19 protein-coding genes and 1 pseudogene are annotated in these 23,168 nt (G+C 73.2%); 13 read left to right on the top strand and 7 right to left on the bottom strand.

The genetic code is table 11. The features are described from left to right. The first annotated feature begins 312 nt into the window (after positions 1 to 312). From AMK21_RS03375 to AMK21_RS03355, 5 genes are read left to right on the top strand one after another with little or no spacing between them, the layout of a single operon-like run. Positions 313 to 1,581, top strand: a complete 1,269-nt coding sequence (locus AMK21_RS03375; protein WP_073873950.1) for a prenyltransferase/squalene oxidase repeat-containing protein — start codon at positions 313 to 315, stop codon at positions 1,579 to 1,581. Positions 1,582 to 1,613: 32 nt separating this feature from the next. Further along, entirely contained in the window at positions 1,614 to 2,306 is a 693-nt protein-coding gene (locus AMK21_RS03370; protein WP_079181066.1) for an SCO2322 family protein, read from the top strand. Beyond that, a complete protein-coding gene (locus AMK21_RS03365; protein WP_073873948.1) occupies positions 2,303 to 3,487 on the top strand; it encodes an energy-coupling factor transporter transmembrane component T in 1,185 nt (394 codons plus the stop codon). The genes AMK21_RS03370 and AMK21_RS03365 overlap by 4 nt, the downstream gene beginning before the upstream one ends. Beyond that, entirely contained in the window at positions 3,484 to 5,193 is a 1,710-nt protein-coding gene (locus AMK21_RS03360; RefSeq protein ID WP_073873947.1) for an ABC transporter ATP-binding protein, read from the top strand. The genes AMK21_RS03365 and AMK21_RS03360 overlap by 4 nt, the downstream gene beginning before the upstream one ends. Continuing rightward, complete coding sequence (locus AMK21_RS03355; protein ID WP_073873946.1) at positions 5,190 to 6,020, top strand: ECF transporter S component; 831 nt, start codon at positions 5,190 to 5,192, stop codon at positions 6,018 to 6,020. Before AMK21_RS03360 ends, AMK21_RS03355 begins: the two co-directional genes overlap by 4 nt. Before the next feature lie 27 nt (positions 6,021 to 6,047). Here AMK21_RS03355 and AMK21_RS03350 read toward each other — a convergent pair whose 3' ends face one another. Then, the gene (locus AMK21_RS03350; RefSeq protein WP_073873945.1) at positions 6,048 to 7,226 is read right to left on the bottom strand and encodes a steroid 3-ketoacyl-CoA thiolase; all 1,179 of its coding nucleotides are present in this window, start codon (positions 7,224 to 7,226) and stop codon (positions 6,048 to 6,050) included. 314 nt (positions 7,227 to 7,540) lie between these two features. Here AMK21_RS03350 and AMK21_RS03345 point away from each other — a divergent pair, with 314 nt between their 5' ends. Continuing rightward, the gene (locus AMK21_RS03345) at positions 7,541 to 8,791 is read left to right on the top strand and encodes a cytochrome P450 (RefSeq protein ID WP_073873944.1); all 1,251 of its coding nucleotides are present in this window, start codon (positions 7,541 to 7,543) and stop codon (positions 8,789 to 8,791) included. A 128-nt stretch (positions 8,792 to 8,919) separates the two neighbouring features. Here AMK21_RS03345 and AMK21_RS03340 read toward each other — a convergent pair whose 3' ends face one another. Next, on the bottom strand, positions 8,920 to 11,007 hold the full coding sequence (locus tag AMK21_RS03340; protein WP_073874260.1) for a bifunctional glycosyltransferase 87/phosphatase PAP2 family protein: 2,088 nt from the start codon (positions 11,005 to 11,007) through the stop codon (positions 8,920 to 8,922). A gap of 172 nt (positions 11,008 to 11,179) precedes the next feature. After that, positions 11,180 to 12,313: a serpin family protein gene (locus tag AMK21_RS03335; protein ID WP_073873942.1), complete on the bottom strand. Its 1,134-nt coding sequence runs from the start codon at positions 12,311 to 12,313 to the stop codon at positions 11,180 to 11,182. A gap of 61 nt (positions 12,314 to 12,374) precedes the next feature. On the opposite strand from AMK21_RS03335, the gene AMK21_RS03330 reads away from it, so the two are divergent. Further along, entirely contained in the window at positions 12,375 to 12,863 is a 489-nt protein-coding gene (locus AMK21_RS03330) for a GNAT family N-acetyltransferase (RefSeq protein WP_073874258.1), read from the top strand. A 22-nt stretch (positions 12,864 to 12,885) separates the two neighbouring features. Here the strand turns inward: AMK21_RS03330 and AMK21_RS03325 are convergent, their stop codons facing one another. Continuing rightward, the gene (locus AMK21_RS03325; protein WP_073873940.1) at positions 12,886 to 15,027 is read right to left on the bottom strand and encodes an MDR family MFS transporter; all 2,142 of its coding nucleotides are present in this window, start codon (positions 15,025 to 15,027) and stop codon (positions 12,886 to 12,888) included. Positions 15,028 to 15,222: 195 nt separating this feature from the next. On the opposite strand from AMK21_RS03325, the gene AMK21_RS03320 reads away from it, so the two are divergent. Together AMK21_RS03320 and AMK21_RS03315 are read left to right on the top strand one after the other, a co-directional pair. Beyond that, a complete protein-coding gene (locus AMK21_RS03320) occupies positions 15,223 to 16,389 on the top strand; it encodes a peptidoglycan-binding domain-containing protein (protein ID WP_079181053.1) in 1,167 nt (388 codons plus the stop codon). 164 nt (positions 16,390 to 16,553) lie between these two features. Next, positions 16,554 to 17,216, top strand: a complete 663-nt coding sequence (locus AMK21_RS03315) for an HAD-IA family hydrolase (protein WP_073873936.1) — start codon at positions 16,554 to 16,556, stop codon at positions 17,214 to 17,216. An 84-nt stretch (positions 17,217 to 17,300) separates the two neighbouring features. On the opposite strand, the pseudogene AMK21_RS03310 reads toward AMK21_RS03315, so the two are convergent. Beyond that, positions 17,301 to 17,595 (bottom strand): annotated as a pseudogene (locus tag AMK21_RS03310) (ABC transporter permease); the annotation flags it as partial. A gap of 237 nt (positions 17,596 to 17,832) precedes the next feature. Between AMK21_RS03310 and AMK21_RS03305 the strand changes: the two are divergent. The 3 genes from AMK21_RS03305 (at position 17,833) to AMK21_RS03295 (ending at position 20,850) form a co-directional block, all read left to right on the top strand. Next, entirely contained in the window at positions 17,833 to 18,477 is a 645-nt protein-coding gene (locus AMK21_RS03305) for an HNH endonuclease family protein (protein WP_073873934.1), read from the top strand. A 128-nt stretch (positions 18,478 to 18,605) separates the two neighbouring features. Beyond that, on the top strand, positions 18,606 to 20,285 hold the full coding sequence (locus AMK21_RS03300; RefSeq protein ID WP_073873932.1) for an alkaline phosphatase D family protein: 1,680 nt from the start codon (positions 18,606 to 18,608) through the stop codon (positions 20,283 to 20,285). Between the two features lie 115 nt (positions 20,286 to 20,400). Then, positions 20,401 to 20,850, top strand: coding sequence for a DoxX family protein (locus tag AMK21_RS03295; protein WP_073873930.1), 450 nt, complete (start codon positions 20,401 to 20,403; stop codon positions 20,848 to 20,850). Positions 20,851 to 20,989: 139 nt separating this feature from the next. On the opposite strand, the gene AMK21_RS03290 is transcribed toward AMK21_RS03295, so the two are convergent. Beyond that, positions 20,990 to 21,676, bottom strand: a complete 687-nt coding sequence (locus tag AMK21_RS03290) for a superoxide dismutase family protein (protein WP_079181065.1) — start codon at positions 21,674 to 21,676, stop codon at positions 20,990 to 20,992. A 324-nt stretch (positions 21,677 to 22,000) separates the two neighbouring features. Between AMK21_RS03290 and AMK21_RS03285 the strand changes: the two genes are divergently transcribed. Next, positions 22,001 to 22,828, top strand: coding sequence for a DedA family protein (locus AMK21_RS03285; protein ID WP_073873926.1), 828 nt, complete (start codon positions 22,001 to 22,003; stop codon positions 22,826 to 22,828). A 71-nt stretch (positions 22,829 to 22,899) separates the two neighbouring features. Here AMK21_RS03285 and AMK21_RS03280 read toward each other — a convergent pair whose 3' ends face one another. Further along, complete coding sequence (locus AMK21_RS03280) at positions 22,900 to 23,136, bottom strand: DUF2277 domain-containing protein (RefSeq protein WP_073873924.1); 237 nt, start codon at positions 23,134 to 23,136, stop codon at positions 22,900 to 22,902. Between the last annotated feature and the right edge of the window lie 32 nt (positions 23,137 to 23,168).

Here is a 23,168-nt window from a genome sequence, read left to right as displayed (position 1 = left end):
GGGCGGGGACACTACGGCCCGGTAGAGTGGGCAGGTCGTCATCATGCCCGTACAGGGGGAAGCCGGTGCGAACCGGCGCCGGCCCCAGCCGTGAACCGTCCGGGCCGTCCGCCCGACGGCAGCCGGAACGTCCTGTGGGCGGAGTGTGAGCGGCCGGGGGCAGTGTGACCACGGGCCCCAGGGCCACCGGAACCCCGGTGGCCAGGGTCACCGGAACCCCGGTGACCGGCACCGTCGAGGTATACGGGGCCGGAGCCCGGTGCCCTCGTGCGCCCGGGAGAGCCGGCCCCCGCAGGAGAGGCACAGCCCGCCATGACCGTACGCCGCAGCGCAGCCGCGCTCGCGACCACCGCCGTTCTTCTGGGCGCGGCCGCACCCTTCGCGGCCGCACCCGTCGCGGTCGCCGCACCGACCCCGTCCCCGTCACTCCAGCTGCCGCTCGGGCTCTACGGGACCACGGACCCCACGTACGACGGGGTGTGGCGGCAGTCGCTGGCCTTCCTCGCCCAGAAGATCGAGTACGTCACGCCGTCGAAGCAGTCCGTGGACTGGCTGCTGGAGCAGCAGTGCGACAGCGGCGCGTTCACCTCGTTCCGGGTCGACGCCTCCGTGCCCTGCGACGCGTCGACCGTGATGGACACCAACGCCACGGCCGCCGCCGTCCAGGCCTTCGTCGAGCTGGGCCAGCACCGTGACGCCGCCGACAACGGGGCCGACTGGCTGAAGTCCGTGCAGAACGAGGACGGCGGCTGGGGGTACAACCCGGGCAGCCCGAGCGACGCCAACTCCACCGCCGTCGTGATCGGCGCCCTCGCCCGTACGAGCGTCCCGATCAGCGAGGTCACCACCACCGACGGCAAGACCCCGTACACCGCGCTCCAGGCCCTGGCCATCCCGTGCGGGAAGGAGGACGGCGGCGCCTTCGCCTACCAGCCGGGCAAGAAGGGCGAGCTCGTCGCCAACACCGACGCGTCGGCCGCCGCCGTGCTCGGGCTGCTGGGCAGAGGCATGGCCGTCGGTGACGCCAACGCGGTGAAGGACCCCGTCTGCCGCAAGGGAGACGACCTGACCGCCGAGGAGAGCGCGCAGAACGGCGCCCATTACCTCGCCGCGACCCTGGCCGCCTCCCCCTACCTGGAGCAGCCCCCGATGCCGGGCGCCGAGGAGAGCGAGCCGCAGCCCGACTTCGGCAACACGGCGGACACGGTCGTCGCCCTCGCCGCCTCCGGGCACAAGGACAAGGCCGCCGCCTCGGTGAGGTGGCTGGAGAAGAACTCCAAGGACTGGGCGCACCAGGGCGGGCCCGCAGCCACCGCGCAGCTGATCTTCGCCGCGCACGCCACCGGTACCGACGCCCGCGACTTCGGCGGGGTGGACCTGGTCGCCCAGCTCAACGCGACCGGCCCGGCGCCCGCCGCGACCGCCCTCCCGTCCCCGACGCCGAACGGTCCGCAGCCCTCCAGCGGCACCGAGAGCGAGGACGGCGGGCTCGGCCTGTGGTGGCTGGTCGGCCTGGGTCTGGTCTTCGGCGCGGGTATCGGTTTCCTGCTCAGCATGCGCCGGAAGAAGCAGCAGCCGTGACGGCTCGTACCGAGACCGTCGGTGAGCGGCGCATGCCGTCCGGAGCGCTGCTCCGGACTCCGATCGCCGCTCTCCTGACCACCCTGCTCGCCGCATCGGCGGTGCTGCTCGGGGCGGGCGGCGCCGATGCGGCCGGGTACCGCTACTGGTCCTTCTGGGAGGGCGAAGGCAAGAGCTGGGCCTACGCCACCCAGGGGCCGTCCCTCGTCCGCCCCGACGACGGTACGGTCCAGGGCTTCAGGTTCGCCGTCGGCGAGGACTCCTCCGATGCCGACCGGCCGCGCCGCGTCCCCGACTTCGAGGCGATCTGCGCGTCCCTCCCGTCGAAGGACGGCGCCAAGCGGGTCGCCCTGGTGATCGACCCCGGTACGGCGGAGGACGCCCCGGCCGGGGAGAAGCCGCCGGCGCTGCGTACCGCCTGTGCCCAGGTCCCGCTGGACGCGAGCAGCGCGGAGGCGCTCGCCTCGGTGGCGAAGCCGCTGCGGTACGACAGCAGCGCCATGATCTGCGCGATCTCCGGCTACCCGAAGACGGGCTGCGGCGAGCAGGTGTCGGGCGACGGCAGCAGGAAGCCGGCCGAGGCCCCCTCCGCCACCACCTCGGCCCCGGCGCCGGACGACGGGAGCGGCAGCGGCGGTGGTCCCTCCGCCGGTCTCCTCCTCGGCATCGGCGCCATCCTGCTGCTGGGTATCGCCGCCGTGCTCCAGGCCCGCCGGCGCCGATGACCCGCTCCCCGGGGACGGCTCGGCTGCTCCGGCGTGCCCTGCACGCGCCCGAGGCGGGCCGCTCCAACGCGCTGCCCGCCGGAGCGTGGTGGCTGTGGGCGCTGGGGCTGGCCACCGCCGCCTCCCGGACGACCAACCCCCTGCTGCTCGGCCTGCTGGTCGGCGTGGCGGGGTACGTGGTGGCGGCCCGGCGCACGGACGCGCCCTGGGCACGCTCGTACGGGGCGTTCATCAAGCTCGGGCTCTTCGTCGTGGCGCTGCGCCTGGTCTTCTCCGTCTTCCTCGGCTCCCAGATCCCGGGCTCGCACACCGTGTTGACGCTCCCCGAAGTGCCGATGCCCGCCTGGGCGCAGGGGGTGCGGATCGGCGGCCGGGTGACGGCGGAGCAGTTGGTCTTCTCGCTCTACGACGGGATGAAGCTGGCCACCCTGCTGATCTGCGTGGGCGCGGCGAACTCGCTCGCCAACCCGGCCCGGCTGCTGAAGTCCCTGCCCGGTGCGCTGTACGAGGTCGGGGTCGCCGTCGTCGTCGCGATGACGTTCGCCCCGAACATGGTCGCCGATGTGGTCCGGCTGCGCACCGCGCGGCGGCTGCGGGGGCGGCCGACCGGTGGCGTGAAGGCCGTCGCGCAGATCGGACTGCCGGTGCTGGAGGGGGCGTTGGAGCGGTCGGTGGCGGTGGCCGCGTCGATGGACGCGCGCGGGTACGGGCGTACCGCCCAGGTCCCGCCCGCCGTCCGGCGCACCACCGACGTCCTCACCCTCGGCGGGCTGCTCGGGGTGTGCGCCGGGACGTACGGGCTGCTCGCCGCGCAAGGGGCCGTGTACGGGCTGCCGGTGCTGCTGGCGGGGCTCGTCGCGGCGATGGCAGGGCTGCGGCTCGGCGGGCGGCGCTCCGTACGGACCCGCTACCGGCCGGACCGGTGGGGGGTGCGGGCCTGGCTGGTGGCGGGGTCGGGTGCGGTGGTGGCGGCCGCGATGATCTGGGCGGGCTCCGTCGATCCGGAGGCGCTGCACCCCGGGGTCGTACCGCTGACCGCGCCCGTGCTGCCGCTGTGGCCGGCGGCGGCCGTGCTGGTCGGGCTGCTGCCCGCGCTGGTCGCCCCCCTACCGCCGTCTCCACGCGGCTTCGAAGAACACGACCGTCGCAGCGACGGCCATCGCGGCAAGGAGCAGGCGTGATCAGGTTCGAGCAGGTCTCCGTGCGGTACGACGGGACGGACCGGCCCACCCTGTCCGGCGTCGATCTCGCGGTCCCGGAAGGGGAGTTGGTACTGCTCGTCGGGCCGTCGGGGGTCGGCAAGTCGACGTTGCTCGGTACGGTCTCGGGGCTCGTGCCGCACTTCACGGGCGGGGTGCTGAGCGGCCGGGTCACGGTGGACGGGCGCGACACCCGTACCCACAAGCCGCGTGAACTGGCCGATCTGGTGGGCACGGTGGGGCAGGATCCGCCGGCCCATTTCGTCACGGACACGGTCGAGGACGAACTCGCTTACGGCATGGAGTCGTTGGGCCTGGCGCCGGACGTGATGCGCCGCCGGGTGGAGGAGACCCTCGATCTGCTGGGCCTGGCGGAGCTGCGTGACCGGCCGATCGCGACCCTGTCGGGCGGCCAGCAGCAGCGGGTGGCGATCGGTTCGGTGCTGACCCCGCACCCCAAGGTGCTGGTCCTCGACGAGCCGACGTCCGCGCTGGACCCGGCGGCGGCCGAGGAGGTTCTCGCCGTGCTCCAGCGGCTGGTGCACGACCTGGGGACGACCGTGCTGATGGCCGAGCACCGCCTGGAGCGGGTGGTGCAGTACGCGGACCAGGTCGTCCTGCTGCCCGCGCCGGGCGCCGCCCCGGTGATGGGGGCGCCCGCCGAGATCATGGCCATCTCGCCGGTCCGGCCGCCGGTCGCCGAGTTGGGGCTGCTGGCGGGCTGGGACCCGTTGCCGCTCTCCGTACGGGATGCCCGGCGGGGGGCCGGTGACCTGCGGGCACGGTTGGCGGAGGCCGCGCCGCCGGAGCCGCCGGAGCACTCCGTGAACGTGTCCGTGGCGCCTGCGCCCGTGTCGAGCGGCCCCCGCCCGGGGCGGATCGCGCGGCTCCTGGGTCGTACGAAAGCCGTGGAAGCGCTCACCGTCGATCCCGTCACTCGGGTCGAGTCACTGAGCGTGCGGCGCGGGCGGATCGAGGCGCTGTGGCGGGTCACGCTCACCGTGGCGCCCGGCGAGACCCTGGCGCTGATGGGCCGCAACGGGGCCGGGAAGTCCACCCTGCTCGGCGCCCTCGTCGGCATGGTCGAGCCCACCTCCGGCTCCGTACGCGTCGGCGGCCTGGCCCCGGCCCGTACCGATCCGCGCGCCATGATCCGCCGGGTCGGCCTCGTCCCGCAGGAGCCGCGCGACCTGCTGTACGCGGACACGGTGGCCGCCGAGTGCGCCGCCGCCGACCGGGACGCGGGCGCGGCGGAAGGCACCTGCCGGGCACTGGTCTCCGAACTGCTGCCGGGCGTCGAGGACGCCACGCACCCGCGCGACCTCTCCGAGGGCCAGCGGCTCGCCCTGGCCCTCGCCCTGGTCCTCACCGCCCGCCCGCCGCTGTTGCTGCTGGACGAGCCGACCCGGGGCCTGGACTACGCGGCGAAGGGCCGGCTCGTCGGCGTACTGCGGTCCCTGGCGGCCGAGGGCCACGCGATCGTCCTGGCGACGCACGACGTGGAGCTGGCGGCGGAGCTGGCCCACCGGGTGGTGATCCTCGCCGACGGGGAGGTCGTCGCGGACGGCCCGACCGGGCGGGTGGTGGTCTCCTCCCCCGCCTTCGCACCGCAGACCGCGAAGATCCTCGCCCCGCAGGAGTGGCTGACCGTCTCCCAGGTGCGCGGCGCGCTGGAGGCGGGCGCGTGAGTGTCACGGAGAGGGTGCGGGCTCCCCGGCCCGTGCGGCTCGGGCCGAAGTCGGTGGCCGCGCTGGTGCTGGTGAGCGCCGTCGGGGTAGTCGCCTTCGGGTGGCCGCTGCTCGCCGGTGCCGGGTCGGGGCTCGCGCATGCCCAGGACGCGCCGTGGCTGTTCGCGGCGCTGCTGCCGCTGCTCGTCGCGGTGGTGGTGGCGACCATCTCGGAGTCCGGGATGGACGCCAAGGCCGTCGCCATGCTCGGGGTGCTGGCGGCGGTCGGGGCGGCGCTGCGCCCGCTGGGGGCGGGCACGGCGGGCCTGGAGCCGATGTTCTTCCTGATGGTGCTGAGCGGGCGGGTGCTGGGGCCGGGCTTCGGGTTCGTCCTAGGCTCGGTGACCATGTTCGCGTCCGCCCTGCTCACGGGCGGGGTGGGGCCGTGGATGCCGTTCCAGATGCTGTCGATGGGCTGGTTCACGATGGGCGCGGGCCTGCTGCCGGGCGCGGACCGGCTGCGCGGCCGCGCCGAGTTGGCGATGCTCGCGGTCTACGGGCCCGTGGCGGCGTTCGCGTACGGCACGATCATGAATCTGTACGGCTGGACGATCATCCCCGGGCTGGGGTCGGGCATCTCGTTCGTCGCGGGCGACCCGCTCCACGAGAACCTGGTGCGCTTCCTCGCCTACTGCGCGGCGACCTCGCTCGGCTGGGACCTGGGCCGGGCGGTGCTCACCGTCGTCCTGACGCTGACCATCGGCCCGACCCTGCTGAAGGCGCTGCGGCGGGCGACCCGGCGGGCGGCGTTCGACGCGCGTGCCGTGTTCGGGGGGCCCGAGGGGTGAACGGCCTCCTGGGCTCCTGAGCGGGCGCTACAGCCGCTGGATGATCGTGCCCGTGGCCAGCGCCCCGCCCGCGCACATCGTGATGAGCGCGAACTCCTTGTCGCGGCGTTCCAGTTCGTGCAGGGCCGTGGTGATCAGGCGGGCGCCCGTCGCCCCGACCGGGTGGCCGAGCGCGATCGCGCCGCCGTTGACGTTGACCTTCTCCAGGCCGTCGAGGTCCGCCTCGAACTCCTGGGCCCAGCTGAGCACGACCGACGCGAAGGCCTCGTTGATCTCGACGATGTCGATGTCCTTCAGCGACATCCCCGCCTTGCCGAGCACTGCCCGGGTGGCGTCGATCGGGCCGTCCAGGTGGAAGTGCGGGTCGGAGCCGACCAGCGCCTGGGCGACGACCCGGGCCCGGGGCTTGAGCCTGAGGGCGCGGGCCATCCGCTTCGAGGACCAGAGGATGGCGGCGGCCCCGTCGGATATCTGGGAGGAGTTGCCGGCCGTGTGGACGGCGCTCGGCATGACCGCCTTCAGCCCGGCGAGCGCCTCCATCGAGGTGTCCCGCAGCCCCTCGTCCCGGTCGACGAGCCGCCACATGCCCTGGCCGGCCGCCTGCTCCTCCTCGGTGGTGGGGACCTGGACGGCGTACGTCTCGCGCTTGAAGCGCTCCTCGGCCCAGGCGGCGGCCGCACGTTGCTGCGAGAGGAGGCCGAGCGCGTCGACCCTCTCGCGGGTGAGGCCGCGTTTGCGGGCGATGCGCTCGGCGGCCTCGAACTGGTTGGGCAGGTCGACGTTCCACTCGTCGGGCCAGGGCTTGCCCGGCCCGTGCTTGGATCCGCTGCCCAGCGGCACCCGCGACATCGCCTCGACGCCGCAGCTGATACCCACGTCGATGACTCCGGCGGCGACCATGTTGGCGATCATGTGCGAGGCCTGCTGCGAGGAGCCGCACTGACAGTCCACGGTGGTCGCGGCGGTCTCGTACGGCAGGCCCACGGCCAGCCAGGCGTTGCGGGCCGGGTTCATGGACTGCTCCCCGGCGTGTGTGACGGTGCCGCCGACGATCTGCTCGACGCAGTCGGCCTGGATGCCGGTGCGGCCGAGCAGTTCACGGTAGGTCTCGCCCAGCAGGTAGGCGGGGTGCAGATTGGCGAGCGCGCCTTGGCGCTTGCCGATCGGGGTGCGTACGGCTTCGACGATGACGGGTTCCGCGGCCATGAGCTCGTCCTCTCCTCGCCCTTCCGTCGGGGCGTCCCGGCACCCACGGAAGGAACTGGTACGCGTTCTAGTTATGCAAGCAGTCTCGTGACGCGGGACCGACCGCGCAAGGGGCGTGCACCGACCACGCACACCCCCTGCGTGCGCCCCCGCTTCGGGGTCGCCGACGGTGCGGGGAACGGATCCGGCCAGGACTCTTGCGACTTGTAGAACTCGTTACTACCTTGCGGGCAGATTCTGATGGAGCGTCAGGACCACCAGGCAAGGGCGGCTGTCGGACGGTTCGCCGCCAGATCCGGAGTGGAGAGGTGCCCATGCGCTGCCCCCATCTGCCCGACGGGTTCGACTTCACCGACCCCGACCTCCTCCAAGCCCGCGTCCCGCACCCGGAGTTCGCGCTGATGCGGCGGACCGCGCCGGTGTGGTGGTGCACCCAGCCCGCCAACATCTCCGGCTTCGGCGACGAGGGGTACTGGGTCGTCACCCGTCACGAGGACGTCAAGTACGTCTCCACGCACCCCGAGTTGTTCTCCTCGAACACCAACACCGCGGTCATCCGCTTCAACGAGACGATCAGCCGCGACCAGATCGAGGTCCAGAAACTCATCATGCTCAACATGGACCCGCCAGAACACACCCGGGTCCGCCAGATCGTCCAGCGCGGCTTCACCCCGCGCGCGGTGCGCTCCCTGGAGCAGGCCCTGCGGGCACGGGCCCGTTCCATCGTGGAGACCGCCCACGCCTCCGCCGGGGCCGACGGCTCCTTCGACTTCGTCACGAACATCGCGGTGGAGCTGCCGCTCCAGGCGATCGCCGAACTCATCGGCGTACCGCAGGAGGACCGGTCCAGGATCTTCGACTGGTCCAACAAGATGGCCGCGTACGACGATCCCGAGTACGCGATCACCGAGGAGGTCGGCGCCGAGGCGGCGATGGAGATCGTGGCGTACTCGATGAACCTGGCGGCGGCCCGCAAGGAGTGTCCGGCCCAGGACATCGTGAGCCGGCTCGTCGCGGCGGAGGGCGAAGGCAACCTGTCCTCCGACGAGTTCGGGTTCTTCGTGATCCTGCTGGCGGTGGCCGGCAACGAGACCACCCGTAACGCCATCAGCCACGGCATGCACGCCTTCCTCACCCACCCCGAGCAGTGGGAGCTCTACAAGAGGGAGCGCCCGAAGACGACGGCCGAGGAGATCGTGCGCTGGGCGACGCCCGTGGTCTCCTTCCAGCGGACCGCCACCCAGGATCTGGAGCTGGGCGGTCAGCGGATCCGGAAGGGCGAGCGGGTCGGGCTGTTCTACTCCTCGGCCAACAACGACCCCGAGGTCTTCGACGCCCCGGAGGCCTTCGACATCACCCGCGACCCCAACCCGCACCTCGGCTTCGGGGGCGGCGGCCCGCACTTCTGCCTGGGCAAGTCGCTGGCCGTGATGGAGATCGACCTGATCTTCAACGCCATCGCGGACGTGCTGCCGGATCTGCGGCTGCTTGAGGACCCGCGGCGGCTGCGGTCGGCCTGGCTCAACGGGATCAAGCAGCTCCAGGTGAGTGCGTTGCCCTCATGAGGTTGCCCCGCGAGTGGCGGGGCGGGCGCGGCGGGCGGACCATGTGAGGACGCGGCGATCCGTGCCGAAGGGGTGCCGGGACGCCCTTCGACGTCGTCCCGGCATCCCTTCGGGCTGTCTGTCGCGTGCTACTTGCCGCCGACCTCGGCGCGTACGGGTTCGGGTTCCGGTGCGGGTTCCGCCTCCGCCTTCACCGGCTGAGCCGCCGTCGGCTGATCGGCGGCCACCACCTTCCGCGGCCCGGACAGCAGATACGTCAGCCCGAAGCCCAGCGAGACGACCAGCGCGCCGCCGGCCGCGTCCAGCACCCAGTGGTTGGCGGTCGCCACGATCGCCGCGATGGTGAAGAGCGGATGGAGCAGGCCGAGCGCCTTCATCCAGAGCTTCGGGGCGAGCATCACGATGACCACCCCGCACCACAGCGACCAGCCGAAGTGCAGCGACGGCATCGCCGCGTACTGGTTGGTGACCGTGGTCAGCGTCCCGTAGTCGGGCTTCGCGAAGTCCTGCACCCCGTGGACGGTGTCGATGAAGCCGAGGCCGGGCATGAGCCGGGGCGGGGCCAGCGGGTAGAGCCAGAAGCCGACGAGCGCCAGCAGGGTGGCGAAGCCGATGGAGGAGCGGACCCAGCGGTAGTCGGCGGGGCGGCGCGCGTACAGCACACCGAGGATCGTCAGCGGGACGATGAAGTGGAAGGTCAGGTAGTAGTAGTCGAAGAACTCCCGCAGCCAGGTGATCCGCACGACCGTCTGGTTGACCCAGAGCTCGATGTCGATGTGCAGCCACTGCTCGATGGCGTGGATCTGCCGGCCGTGCTCCTCGGCGAGCGGGCGGCCCGCGGTGGCGGCGAGGCGGACCTGGGCGTACGCGGAGTAGACGACGCGGATGAGCAGGAGTTCCAGCAGGAGGTTGGGGCGGTGGAGCGCCCGGCGCCAGAACGGCAGGAGCGGCACGCGTCTCCAGCGCGCGGCGACCGGTTTCGCGTAGTCGGTGGGGATCGGCTGCTGCCAGTACGGCGAGGTGCGCAGAAGGAACGGGGCGAGGCAGGCCGCGCCGAGCGCCGCGATGAGCAGCACGTTGTCCCGTACGGGGATGACCAGGCCGACGTTCGGCAGCAGCATCTTGCCGGGGAGCGTGAGGACGAGCACCACGACGGCCGGCCAGACCAGCCGGTCACAGGCGCGCTTGCCGACCTTGCCGACGACGGCGAGGAGCACCCACAGCAGCTGGTGCTGCCAGGCGGTCGGCGAGACGGCCACGACGACGCAGCCCGTCACGGCGACGGCGAGGAGCAGCTGCCCGTCCTGGGCGTAGCGGACCGCGCGGCGTACGCCGATGACGGTGACCGCGGCGGCGAGGACGAGGAACAGGGCGATCTCCGTCGGGCCCTCGAAGCCGAGCCGGAGCAGCGCGCCGTGGAGGGACTGGTTGGCCAGGCTGTCCGGCCGCTCACCGAGCCCGGCGCCCGCGACATGGTGCACCCAGTACGTCCACGAGTCCTTCGGCACCGCGGCCCAGGCGGCGGCCGTGCAGAGGGCGAAGGCGGCCACCGAGATCCCCGAGGCACGTCGCTTCCCGGTCAGCCAGAGCAACGCGGCGAAGAGCAGGAGCGTCGGCTGGAGTGCGGCCGCGAGGCCGACGAGGACGCCCTGCAGCCGGTGGTCCCGGGCGACGAAGCAGGCCAGCAGCACCAGGAGGACCGGCAGGATGCTGGTCTGGCCGAGGTGGAGGGTGTTGCGGACCGGCAGCGACAGCATGAGCAGGGTGATCGCGGCCGGCACGGCGAGCAGCGCCGTACGCCGGCCGACCGGCGCGGGCAGGGCCCGGGCGGCGACGACACCGAGGGCGGCCACCAGGAGCAGGGTGCCGAAGGTCCACGCGACGCCGAGGGCCGCCTCGGCCGACGCGGTGAGCGGCTTCAGCACCAGACCGGCGAAGGGCGTCCCGGTGAACCGGCCGCTGTCGTACAGCGAGCCCGTCACGTGCAGGACGCCGTTCTCCCCGATCCAGGTCTCCAGATCGGTGAGCCGTTCGCCGGGCGGCTGCCGCAGCACCACCGCCATCTGCCGTACCGCCAGCACGGCCACGATCAGCCAGAGCAGGACCCGGGTCAGCCCGGCCCTCGTCTCCGTGTTCGTCATCGCGTCCGCCACCGCGCCACCGCGCACACTGTGATCCGCATTTGTCACGCTGCGCCGACCCTCCCACCGTTCCATGCCCCGCCCCTTCGACTCGGGGCAGCGCAGCATGAAGCCTCGCATTGCCCTACGAGGTAGACACAATCAACCCCCTCTTTGCCTGACTGTCATCATGCTCAAGGCCGGTAAATCTGCTGGTACGGCAGGACGATCAGCTGCGTGCGGGGGGCTTGCGGGAGTCTTGGAGGCTTCAGGCCGGATCTGCCGGGACGTCCGCCTGCCAGGCGGTGAGGAGCGGGACGTCACCGTCGGCGGGCAGCACGACGATGCCGAACGGGCGGTCGAAGGCCAGGTGGAGGAGGCGCCGCGGCGGCGGGACCGCGCCCGCGGCCCGCATGGCGACCACCGTCACCGCCGCGGCCTCCACCCCCTGCTCGGCGATCTTCAGCACGGCCTCCTGGACCACGTCGGAGATGGCGAGCGGCCGGGGCGAGAGGCCGGAGAAGTCCGCCGCGTCGGAGGTGGCCAGCCGGACCCCGAGCGCGGGCAGCTGTCCGGTGACGGCGATGCGCGTACGCAGGGTGAGGCGCGGCAGCGCCAGGGTCACCCGGTCCGCCTCGGGCGGGGCGCCCGCCGCCCGGTCCGCCCACCCGGCGGGCAGCACCCGGGCGGCGCCCGCGCCCGGCTCCCCCAGGACGAACCTGACCCGGGCTCCGGCTCGCCCGCCCTCACCGGCGGTGCAGCGCAGCTCGACGACGTACACGCCGTCCACCACCCGGACATCGGCGGGCGGTACGTCCTTGGCCATGGTCGCCACCGGGCGGGTGGTCCCGGACGCGTCGGTGAACGGCAGGTCCCGGGTCCGCGAGGCATCGAACGGCTTCTCCCAGCGGGCCTTCAGCGCCAGGATGTTGACGAGGGCGAGCAGGGTCTGGTCGGTGATCTCCAGCGGCAGCGCTTCGATCAGCCCGCCCGTGGCCTCACGCACCCAGGCGTCGACGGCCGCCGGGTCGAGCACGTCGTCGAAGCGGACGTCCGGCAGCGCCTCACGGTACGCGCGCTCCACCGGCACCCGGCTCCACACCCGGGTCGCCACCCCCAGCGCCCCGGTCAGCGCCAGCTCGCGGGCCGACGCCGTCACGGCGGGCCCCGCCTCCCGGTCCGCCGCACCGAGCAGCCCCCGCAGCTCCCGGGCGGTCTCGCCGCGCGCCCCGGCGGCCACGGCGGCGAGCGCCAGCCACAGTCCGGCGGGCGAGCAGACGAAGCTGCCGCCGTCGGCCGGCTTCCCGGTGGCGAGCGCGTCCCGTATCCAGCGGTCGGCGAGGTACTGGACCTGGGAGGCCCGGGCCCGCGCCGCCGCGTCGGCGTCGGTGGGTCGGTTCACTGGTGCCCCCTGCACATGAATCACGTCGTCCTTCGGCCGTGAGGGAGCAAGAATGCCCCACATGACCTGGACCGTGACCGCCGAACGATTCGACTCCCCCGACGCCACCGCGCTGCGCCGCGACTACTACGACGAGGTCGCGAGCCGCTACTGGCACCGGCCCGCCACCGCCGCGGAGATAGCCGAGGGACTGGCCGACGACGGCGCGGACCTGCTGGTGCCGCCGACCGGTCAGTTCGTCGTCGGCCGCCACGGGGGCGAGGCCGCGAGCTGCGCCGGGCTGGTGCTGACGGAGGAGGCCGCGCCGGGTTCGGCGGAGCTGACGCGGGTGTACGTACGCCCGGCCTTCCGGTCCACGGGCGGCGGCGGGCTGCTGCTGGCCGCGATCGAGGAGGAGGCGCGGGCTCTCGGGGTGCGGCTGCTCCGGCTGGACACCCGTCTCGACCTGGTCGAGGCGCGCGGGTTGTACGCGAAGCACGGCTACGGGGAGGTGCCGGCCTTCCACCGGCGCAACCCGTACGCGCAGGTGTGGTTCGCGAAGGAGCTGTGAGGGCGCTTCGGGGACGGGGCGGTCAGGGCCGGCGATCCGGGTGACCGTAGCCGTCCCGGTGGTCCGGGTGGTCCCTGCGGTTCCCGGAGCGGTGGCGGTCCGGGTGGTCGATGTCGTGGTGCCAGTCCGCCGCGTGGTCGCGGGGCGGTGCCGGCATGTGCGGGCGTTCCTTGCTCGACCCGCTGACCTCGGCGGTCAGCTCGGCGACGAGTTTGACCAGGTCGGTCGGGCGCTCGGGCCCCCACCAGTCCCCCAGCAGCTCCGAGAGGGAGTCCTCCCGCGCCTGGGAGAGCCGGACGACGGCCTCGGCCCCCGCGTCGGTGAGGATCATCTGGAGCCCCTCGCGGCGGGCCAGTCCACGCTCCTCCACCTGCCGGGCCGCCTCGGTGATCACCCGTAGCGGTACGGGGGCCACCTCGGCGAGCCGCGCGGGCTCGACGGTGCCGTGCCGCTTGATCCGCAGCAGCAGCCAGCTGGCGGCGGGCAGCAGGTCGTATCCGGCGCGTGCGGTGATCTTCTCGTAGATCTCCCGGCGCCCCTCCCGGGTGGCCAGCACCGACAGTGCGCGGGCGCACTCGTCGTACGAGGAACGCTCCACCGGGTTGGAGGCGAGCGTCTGGCTGGTGTCGGGGGCGGTCACCGAGCCCCGCAGCTTGTCCTCCCGCAGGAACCAGGCCAGCACGAAGGCGATCAGGACGACGGGGGCCGCGTACAGGAAGACGTCCGTGATGGACGTGGAGTAGGCGTCCAGGATCGAGGGGCGCAGGTCGGCGGGGAGCACCTGGATGGACCGGGGGTCGGCTGCCAGTCGGTCGGCGTCGACGCCCGGCGGCAGGGACCGGCCCGCGAGGGCGCTGTCGAGCTGGCCGGTGAGCCGGCTGGTGAAGACGGTGCCGAAGATGGCCACGCCGAACGAGGCGCCGATGGAGCGGAAGAACGTGGCGCCGGAGGTGGCGACGCCCAGGTCCCGGTAGGAGACGGCGTTCTGCACGACGAGGACGAGCACCTGCATGACGAGGCCGAGCCCGGCGCCGAAGACGAAGAAGGAGAGGCTCATCTCCCAGGTGGAGCTGGTCGGGGAGAGCCGGTGGAGGAGCAGGAGGCCGGCGGCGGTGAGGGCGGTGCCCGCGAGGGGGAAGACCTTCCATCGGCCGGTACGGCTGACGAGCTGGCCGGAGCCGGTGGAGGTGAGCAGCATGCCGAGGACCATCGGCAGCATGTGCACACCGGACATGGTCGGAGTGATGCCGTGGACCACCTGGAGGAAGGTCGGCAGGTAGGTCATCGCGCCGAACATCGCGAAGCCGACGATGAAGCTGATGACGGCGACGAGGCTGAAGGTCCTGATCCGGAAGAGTGTCAGCGGCAGCACCGGTTCCGCCGCCCGCCGCTCGACGGCGACGAACGCGATCAGCAGTACGACGGCGAGCACCGCCAGCGCGATGATCTGCACCGATCCCCAGGCCCAGGTCGTGCCGCCGAGGGACGCCACGAGGATGAGACAGGTGGCGACGGAGGCGATGAGGAAGGTGCCGAGGTAGTCGATGGTGTGCTTCTCGCGGTGGACCGGGATGTGCAGCACGGCCGCGATGACGAGCAGCGCGACGACGCCGATCGGCAGGTTGATGTAGAACACCCAGCGCCAGCTGAGGGTTTCGGTGAAGAACCCGCCGAGCAGCGGCCCGAGCACACTCGTCACTCCGAAGACGGCACCGAACAGGCCCTGGTACTTGCCGCGTTCGCGCGGGGTGACGATGTCTCCGACGATCGCCATCGAGAGCACCATGAGCCCGCCGCCGCCGAGGCCCTGGAGAGCGCGGAAGCCGATGAGCTGGGGCATGTTCTGGGCCATGCCGCAGAGGGCGGAGCCGATCAGGAAGATGACGATCGCGGTCTGGAAGAGCTTCTTGCGGCCGTACTGGTCGCCGAGTTTTCCCCAGAGCGGGGTCGCCGCCGTCGCCGCGAGCAGATAGGCCGTGACCACCCAGGAGAGGTGGTCGAGACCGCCGAGCTCGCTGACGATGGTCGGCAGCGCGGTGGAGACGATGGTCTGATCGAGTGCCGCCAGCAGCATGCCGAGGAGCAGCGCGCCGATCGCCACCAGGACGGTCCGGCGGGACTGCCCCTCGCCGGGGACCAGGGGCGGGCTCAGCTGCTGGGCCATGGGCGTCTCCTCGATCCGCTGCGATCCACTGCAGTCCGCTGATCCACTACACCCCATCCTGGCCGTTATGCCCTGTTATAGCCCGCCGAGCGCTGTTTACGGCCTACCGGGCGCCGGAGGGGCAGCGGGGAGGGCATTGGGCTTCGCCGGGGCGGGCTGCATAATCGCAGGCAGTTCAAGGGGAGGGGACCCACGATGACCGGACACGCATGCCCGGAGTGCGGCAGACGGACGGCAGGCGAGCCCGGCACGGAGCACCGGGTGCCCTGCCGGTGCGGTACGGACACCGGCGCGACGCCGCTCACGGGGGACGAGTTGCGCGCCGCCCGCTCGGCGGAGATGGCGGCGGCGGAGGACTTCGACCCGCTGCGGATCAGGCCGTACGTGACGTTGGGGGACGCGTCGGGGGGTGGTGGTGCGGGGGGCGGCGGCTCCACCGAGGCCGGTGCCGACGGGTCGGGGCAGGCCGGTGCCGGCGGGTCGGGGCAGGGCGCCGGGAGCGACGCGGCCACCACCATGCCGCTGCACCTGGGGATGGGGCCGGGCGCGGATTCCCGTACGGGCCTGGGTACGGACCCGGGGCCCGGTGCGGCCCGACCCCCGGTGGCGGACGAGAACAGGCGCCGCAGCGCCTCCCCGGGCGCGGGCGCCGGTACGGGCCCGGGCGCGGGACCGGCCTTCGGGGCGGGACCGGCCTTCGGTACGGCCCCCGGCGCATCCGACCCCGTGCAGCCGCGCCACAGACGCCCCTTCGCGACCCTGGCCGTGGGGGCGGCCGTGGCGGCGGTGGTCGGCACGGCGGCCTTCGCCGGGGGGCTCTTCGACCGGGACGGGAGCCAGGAGGAGGCACTGCCGGAGGCGACCACGAGCGCCCCGGACACCGCGGACGAGCCGGCGGCGGCCTCCGTGGCCCCGTCCCCCTCCCCCTCGGCCGCTCCGTCCCGTAAGGCTTCGGCCTCACCCACCCCCTCGGCGTCCACCGCCTCCCCGTCCCCCTCCGCCTCGCCCTCGGAGAGCGCAGCGCCGAGCCCGACCGCCTCCGCACCGGCGACACCGAGCCCCGGCACCCCGTCCGCGTCCGCGACCGGTGACGCGCCGCCGTCCGCCGCGCCGCCCGCGGAGCCGGCCCCCTCCTCGCTGCGGCGCGGCGACCAGGGGCCGCAGGTGGCCGTGTTGCAGAACCGGCTCGCCGAGGTGTGGCTCTACCACGGCGACGCGAACGGGAACTTCAACGACCGTGTGGAGAACGCCGTGCGCATCTACCAGTCGTACAAGGCGATCCAGGGCGACCCGGCCGGTGTGTACGGGCCGGAGACCCGGCGCGCGCTGGAGGCGGAGACGACCGGACAGGGCCGCGGCTGACCGGTCGCGCCGGCCTTCGGACAGGGCCGGCCCGCGGGATTGGCTTTCCGGCCCAGGTTTTTGTATCTTCATGGAACAAAGTAGCTCCCGCCCGCACTCCCTGACCGGCGGGCGGGGCTGCTCTTGTACCGCGCCACCATCCCCCCGCGCTCTGGAGCCAGCCGATGTCGGCCACCGTCCTCACCGCAAGCGCCCTCCTGCTCGACATGGACGGCACCCTCGTGAACTCCGACGCGGTCGTGGAGCGCTGCTGGCGCCGGTGGGCCGTCAAGCACGGACTGGACCCCGAGGCCGCCCTCAAGGTGGTCCACGGCCGCCAGGGGTACGCCACGATGGCCGTCCTGCTCCCGGACCGCCCCGTCGAGGAGAACTACGCGGACAACCGGGTGATGCTCGCCGAGGAGACCGCCGACGTCGACGGCGTGGTCCCGATCGGCGGCGCCGCCGCGTTCATGGCCGCCATCGCCGACCTCCCGCACGCCCTGGTGACTTCGGCCGACAGCGCTCTCGCCACGGCCCGGATGGGAGCGGCCGCGCTGCCGATGCCCGCCGTCTCCGTCACCGCCGAACAGGTCGGCGCCAGCAAGCCGGACCCCGAGGGCTTCCTCAAGGGCGCGGCGGAGCTGGGCTTCGGGGCTGCGGACTGCATCGTGTTCGAGGACTCCGAGGCGGGCATCGCGGCGGGCCGGGCGGCCGGGATGCGTGTGGTGGGCGTCGGCCCGCGCGCCGCGGCCCTGTCGCCGGACGCGCACGTCGAGGACCTGACGCAGATCCGGGTGGAGGCGGCCGAGGACGGCACGATCCGCCTGCACATCAGCGCGGCCTGAAACCCCTCGGGCCTGAGGCAGGAGCACACCTCGGCCCCGGGCTCACCCCGGTGCAGCCACCCCCGCGCGACCAGCCCGACGGCCTGGAGCGCCCCCCGCCCCGATCGGCACGGCCACCCACCACCAGGTGCGGTTACGGATGACGCGGCGCCCCGCCGTCCAGGCGGCCACGGCGAACATCAGCACCAGGAATCCGAACGGCGGCCCGAGCCGGCGGGGCCCCAGCCGATGAGCGGGCGGACCGCGGCGAGTTGACCCCGGCCCGCACCCCGGCCACCAGGATCTCGCGCGAACGGCCCAGCCGGGGCCACGCGGCGACGGCGGCGGCCAGCAGGGCGCCGAGGACGACCCCGAGGGCCGGCGCGACCGGAAGCAGCACCAGGCGATAGATCCGCCGCCGCCCGGGCGCGCCCCCGGCGGACGCCCCGGCCACACAACTCCCTTCCCGCGCCCGGCGGTCGGTTCACCCCCGCGCGACCTGTCACACCCCTTGATGTGACGTGCACATGTCGTCACTCTGTTACCTGGTGCCCACCGCCCGGAAACCTGGCGCCGCCACGCTGGCCGGGCTCCACATGCCGCCCGCCCAAGCACCCCCCATGTCAAGGGAGTTCGCATGTTCGGTATCTACGCGCGTCGCTCAGCCGTCGCCGCCGCGACCGCCACCCTCGCCGCCACCTCCGTACTGCTCACCGCCCCGACCGCCCAGGCCGCCCTCCCCACCCCGGTCAGCGCGGCGACCGCACGCACCTACCTCGGCCAGCTCACCGTCGGCGCCGAGGGCTCGTCGAGCGGCTACAGCCGCGACAAGTTCCCGCACTGGATCACGCAGTCGGGCACCTGCAACACCCGCGAGGTGGTGCTCAAGCGCGACGGCACGAACGTCCAGCAGGACGCCGCCTGCGCCGCGGTCAGCGGCAGTTGGTACTCGCAGTACGACGGCGCCACCTGGAGCGCCGCCTCCGACGTCGACATCGACCACATGATCCCCCTCGCCGAGGCCTGGCGCTCCGGCGCGAGCAGCTGGACCAACACCCGACGCCAGTCCTTCGCCAACGACCTGGCCCGCCCCCAGCTCATCGCGGTCACCGACAACGTCAACCAGGCCAAGGGCGACAAGGACCCGGCCGAGTGGATGCCGCCGCGCGCGGCGTACAAGTGCACCTACGTCCGCGCGTGGGTCCACGTGAAGCACTACTACGGCCTGAGCGTGGACCCGGCCGAGAAGAGCGCCCTGCAGACAGCCCTGAACGGCTGCTGACCACCGGAACCCCCGCCCGGCCGCACACCGCCCCCGACCTCGCCGACGACCGCCGGAACCCGTGCACCCTCCCCCGTCGTTCTGTACGTTACGGAGCCCATCCGTGACGTACGCGAGGAGGGCACGACATGGCCGGACTGCTTCTGGGGCCACTGCTGCGGTACGTGGACTGGGAGTCCGGTTCCGCCGCGACCGTCTGGGTCGAGGCGAGCCGTCCGTGCACCGTGGAGGTCCGGTGCGCGGACGGCGCCTCGGGGGTGTCCCCGACCTTCGCGGTGGGCGGGCACCACTACGCCTTGGTGGTCGTGGAGGGGCTGACGCCCGGCACCACGACCGCGTACGAGGTGCTGCTCGGGAAACGGCGCGTGTGGCCGCCCGAGGGGTCCCGGCTCCCGCCGAGCACCATCACCACGCCCCCGGTGGGGGCGGCCGCGGCGGAGGGGCACGGCGTCCGGATCTCGTTCGGCTCGTGCCGCTGGGCCGCGGCCCCCGGCGACGGGCACGATCCGGCGGGCCCGGACGCGCTGGTCACCCTGGCCGCCCGGCTCGCCGCCGACCCCGCAGCCGAGCGGCCCGACGTCCTGCTGCTGCTCGGCGACCAGGTGTACGCGGACGAGACGTCGGCGGCGACGCGGCGCCGGCTCGCGATGCGGCGTGATCTGCGTGAGCCGCCGGGCGCGGAGGTCGCGGACTACGAGGAGTACACCTGCCTGTACGACGAATCGTGGCGCGACCCCCAGGTGCGCTGGCTGCTCTCCACCGTGCCGAGCTGCATGATCTTCGACGATCACGACGTCATCGACGACTGGAACACCAGCGCCGCCTGGCAGGAACAGATTCGCGCCACGCCCTGGTGGCACGAGCGGATCGTCAGCGGACTGATGTCGTACTGGGTCTACCAGCACCTGGGCAACCTCTCCCCCGCCGAGCTGGCGGCCGATCCTGTGTACGCCACGGTGAGGGCCCGCCCCGACGGCACCGAGACCCTGCGCCGCTTCGCCGCGAAGACCGACGCGGATCCGGCCCGGACCCGCTGGAGCTACCAGCGCGTTTTCGGCCGAGTACAACTGCTGATGGTGGACACCCGGGCGGCCCGCGTCCTGGACGAGGGGCATCGGGCGATGCTGGACGAGAGCGAGGCCCGCTGGGTGCGGGAGCGCGTGCTGGAGGACCCCGCGGCGTACGACCATCTCCTGATCGGCAGCTCGCTGCCGTGGCTGCTGCCCCCGCTCGTCCACGATGCCGAGACCTGGAACGCGGCCCTGAGCGCGGGGGCCCGCGGTGGCCGCTGGGCGCGCTTCGGGGAGAGGGTGCGCCGGGCGGCCGATCTGGAGCACTGGGCCGCGTTCCCCGAATCCTTCGGCCGGTTCACGGAGTTGCTCCGCCGCGCGGGGAGCGGCCCGAACGCCCCGGCGACCGTGTGTGTGCTGTCCGGGGACGTGCACCACGCCTACATCGCCGAACCTCACTGGCCCGCCGACACTCCCGGCGGCGCCCCGCACGCCCGTGTCCTCCAGCTGACGTGTTCCCCCGTGCACAACACGGTCCCCCGGTCGATCCGGCTGGGCTTCCGCTTCGGCTGGAGCGGAGTGGGCCGGCACATCGGCCGGATGCTCACCCGCCACGGACGTACCGAACCGTCGCCGGTCACCTGGAGCAGGGCGGGCGGCCCGTGGTTCGGCAACCAGCTCATGACGCTGACCTTGCATGGCCGGAACTCTGCGCTGACATTGGTCCAGGCCAAGTCGGTTGGCGGCGACAATCAGCTGATCAGTGTTCTTGAGCGTTCACTCACCAAGGAGCCTTAGTCAATTTTCAGCCATATGCCAGAATGTTGAACTTGCAAGTACCAGTGAGGTTTCCCTAACCTGTGGCGCTCAGTCGGTTCACGTCCCCACCCAAGACCGAAGGAGCCCACCCCCCATGTCCACTCGCCTGAACGGGGCCCAGCCCTATGCGCTCGGCCTTTTCCGTTTCGCCGTCGGCCTGATCTTCGCCATCCACGGCACCTCTACCCTCTTCGGTGTGTTCGGCGGCCGCGAGGCGGAGGCGGGAGCCTGGCCGGGCTGGTACGCCGCCCTGATCCAGCTGGTCTGCGGCTCCCTGGTCGCCCTCGGCCTCGGCACCCGTATCGCCGCCTTCCTCGCCTCCGGTTCGATGGCCTACGCGTACTTCGTGGTCCACCAGCCCGAGGCGCTCACCCCGGTCGGCAACGGCGGCGAGACGTCGGCCCTCTTCTGCTGGGCGTTCCTGCTGCTGGTCTTCACCGGCCCGGGCGCCTTCGCCCTGGACCGGCTCTTCGGGTCGCGCGCCGAGCGCGTCCCCGCCGAGGAGTCCCGCCGAGAGCCCGCCACGGCCGGCGTTTCGGCCTGACCTTCCGGCGCCCCCGGCACACCCCCACCGGCGCCGAACCGGTGGCCGGGTCCCGGACGGGACGGTGCCCCGCTCCGCGCGACGGTCGCGCGGGGCGGGGGCCCGCCGTACTCCCTTCCTCCCCCACGTCCGTACGCGTCTAGGACGAGAACGGCACCGTGAAGCAGGCCACCCGCTTCCCCGCACCGCCCTGCGCGTCGTGAACGATCACCGACCGGGCGCCGCCGTCCCGGAACCCCCAGTCGTGCCGGGCCTTCGCCTCGCCGTCGCCGTTCCGGTCGGTACGGAAGTCCAGCCACACCTCGTTGACCGGGTCCGCGGTGGCCGAGCCGCGGTGCTGGTAGTGCGGCCCCGCCGACGTCGGGTCGGCCGCACAGGGCGAGGTGTGCACGTGCATCCCGTACGCACGGTTCGGGACCAGGCCGCGCAGCCGGGTGCCGACACGGTGGCTGGTCCGGTCGGCGTACTGCGTGACCTCGATCCGCGCGGCGGCCGGCACGAGAGCGGTGTCGTACGTCAGCGCGTCGGACGGGACGAAGGAGCCGGGCGGGGAGAACACCCCGTCGGCCCGCATCCAGAACCCGCCGCTCCGCGACGCACCACCGACCGGCCCCGCCTCCCCGGTCCCGCTCGCCCCGCTCGCCCCGCTCGCCCCGCTCGCCCCGCTCGCCCCGCTCGCCTTTCCGCTGCCGCTCGCGTCCCCGGCGCCGGTGCTGTGGGCCGCGTGCCCTCCGCCGTCCGGCGCGGGTGCGCTGTCCGTGCCGTCCGCCGTGCCGTGGGCGAGGGTGGCACCGCCGGTGAGCATCAGCAGGGCGGCCGCACCCACCAGCACCCTTCTCCGGACCGTCCCCGGCGCCCGCGACGCCCGGTCCGTTCCGGCTGCCTCTGCCGTCCCGACTGCCTCGATCGCCCCCGCTGCCCCTGCTGTTCGATCCACCTGTGCCGTCATGCGCTGCTGCTCCTGACTCGTGCCGGTCGTTCCGGCCTGCCTAACGCCCGTACGGCCCGCCAGGTGTACGCGACCCGCGCAACGTCACCCCACCCTGAGCGATCTGCGCAGAACCCTCACGCGTACGCTGTACAGCTGAACCTGCCGCCCATGCCGCTCCCCTGCGACGTCGCGGCGTTGACACGATCGGGGAGTAGACGGGTGCTTGAGAGTGTGGGCGCACTGACCAGCAGCCCATGGATCTACGTGGTGGTCGCCGTCTCGGTGCTCCTGGACGTCTTTCTCCCCCTCCTGCCCAGCGGTGTCCTCGTGATCACCGCCGCCACCGCGGCCGCCGCGGGCTCGACCGGCGTCAACGGTTCGGGGGGTGCGACAGGTGAAGTGCCCTCGCTCGTCGTCCTCATCCTCTGCGCGGCCGCCGCCTCGGTGCTCGGCGACCTCGTCGCGTACCGCCTCGCCTGGCGCGGTGGCGACCGGCTGGACCGGGCGATCGCGCGCTCCCGCCGCCTCACCAAGGCGCAGGAACGTCTCGGCTCGGCGCTGAGCCGGGGCGGCGGCGCGCTCGTCGTCATCGCCCGGTTCGCACCCGCCGGCCGCTCGGTGGTCTCCCTCGGGGCGGGCGCCGCCCACCGCAGAGTGCGGGACTTCGTGCCGTGGTCGGCCCTGGCGGGGCTGGCCTGGGCGGGCTACAGCGTGGGGCTCGGCTACTTCGGCGGCCGATGGCTCGGGTCGACCTGGTTCGGGACGGCCGTCTCGGTGCTGGCGCTGTTCATGGCGGGCGCGCTGGCCGCGTTCCTCGTGAAGCGCCCGGCTGCCGAGCGGGGCACTGCGGTGGCCACGTCAAAGCCGCTCCAGGACTCCTCCCTACCGGCGGCCGTACCTGGCCTGGCCACCGTGTCCCGGGCCGTCCACCAGGATGCCCTCCAGGGTTCCGTCCCCGGCATCGCGTCCGGCATCGCGCCCAGCACGGTGCCCAGCCAGTCGAACGCGCACATCCCGGTCACCTCACCGGCGCCGGTCTCCCCCTGAGCCGTTCCCCGGGCGTCGCCCGGGCCGTCTCCCCCGCCCCCGGTCCGTCCCGCCCCGTCCTCCGTACGAGCTCAGCCCTCGACGGTGCTCCGGGTGGCCGCGCCCCGTACGTCCAGGCCGTCCAGCAGCTTCATCGTGGCCTCGGTGATCTCGTCGACGGCACGGTCGAACACCTCCCGGTTGTGCGCGGCGGGCGCGCGGAAGCCGGACACCTTGCGTACGTACTGAAGGGCTGCGGCCCGCATGTCCTCCTCGGTGGCCTCTTCGGGGAGGGCGGGCGGGCGAAGGGTCTTGATGCTGCGGCACATGGCTCCATTGTGGACCGCGCCACTGACAACGG

Origin of the sequence: Streptomyces sp. CB00316, from assembly GCF_001905595.1 — a bacterium.
Lineage (GTDB): Bacteria > Actinomycetota > Actinomycetes > Streptomycetales > Streptomycetaceae > Streptomyces.
Note: the sequence above shows the minus strand (reverse complement) of the source record. Positions and strands in the feature narration are given on the sequence as shown.

What these genes read in the sequence shown, in the direction of transcription:
- AMK21_RS03375 (WP_073873950.1), top strand. Translation starts at nt 313, where the DNA reads ATGACCGTACGCCGCAGCGCAGCCGCGCTCGCGACCACCGCCGTTCTT.
- AMK21_RS03370 (WP_079181066.1), top strand. Translation starts at nt 1,614, where the DNA reads ATGCCGTCCGGAGCGCTGCTCCGGACTCCGATCGCCGCTCTCCTGACC.
- AMK21_RS03365 (WP_073873948.1), top strand. Translation starts at nt 2,303, where the DNA reads ATGACCCGCTCCCCGGGGACGGCTCGGCTGCTCCGGCGTGCCCTGCAC.
- AMK21_RS03350 (WP_073873945.1), bottom strand. Translation starts at nt 7,226, where the DNA reads ATGGCCGCGGAACCCGTCATCGTCGAAGCCGTACGCACCCCGATCGGC.
- AMK21_RS03345 (WP_073873944.1), top strand. Translation starts at nt 7,541, where the DNA reads ATGCGCTGCCCCCATCTGCCCGACGGGTTCGACTTCACCGACCCCGAC.
- AMK21_RS03340 (WP_073874260.1), bottom strand. Translation starts at nt 11,007, where the DNA reads ATGGAACGGTGGGAGGGTCGGCGCAGCGTGACAAATGCGGATCACAGT.
- AMK21_RS03330 (WP_073874258.1), top strand. Translation starts at nt 12,375, where the DNA reads ATGACCTGGACCGTGACCGCCGAACGATTCGACTCCCCCGACGCCACC.
- AMK21_RS03325 (WP_073873940.1), bottom strand. Translation starts at nt 15,027, where the DNA reads ATGGCCCAGCAGCTGAGCCCGCCCCTGGTCCCCGGCGAGGGGCAGTCC.
- AMK21_RS03320 (WP_079181053.1), top strand. Translation starts at nt 15,223, where the DNA reads ATGACCGGACACGCATGCCCGGAGTGCGGCAGACGGACGGCAGGCGAG.
- AMK21_RS03315 (WP_073873936.1), top strand. Translation starts at nt 16,554, where the DNA reads ATGTCGGCCACCGTCCTCACCGCAAGCGCCCTCCTGCTCGACATGGAC.
- AMK21_RS03305 (WP_073873934.1), top strand. Translation starts at nt 17,833, where the DNA reads ATGTTCGGTATCTACGCGCGTCGCTCAGCCGTCGCCGCCGCGACCGCC.
- AMK21_RS03300 (WP_073873932.1), top strand. Translation starts at nt 18,606, where the DNA reads ATGGCCGGACTGCTTCTGGGGCCACTGCTGCGGTACGTGGACTGGGAG.
- AMK21_RS03295 (WP_073873930.1), top strand. Translation starts at nt 20,401, where the DNA reads ATGTCCACTCGCCTGAACGGGGCCCAGCCCTATGCGCTCGGCCTTTTC.
- AMK21_RS03280 (WP_073873924.1), bottom strand. Translation starts at nt 23,136, where the DNA reads ATGTGCCGCAGCATCAAGACCCTTCGCCCGCCCGCCCTCCCCGAAGAG.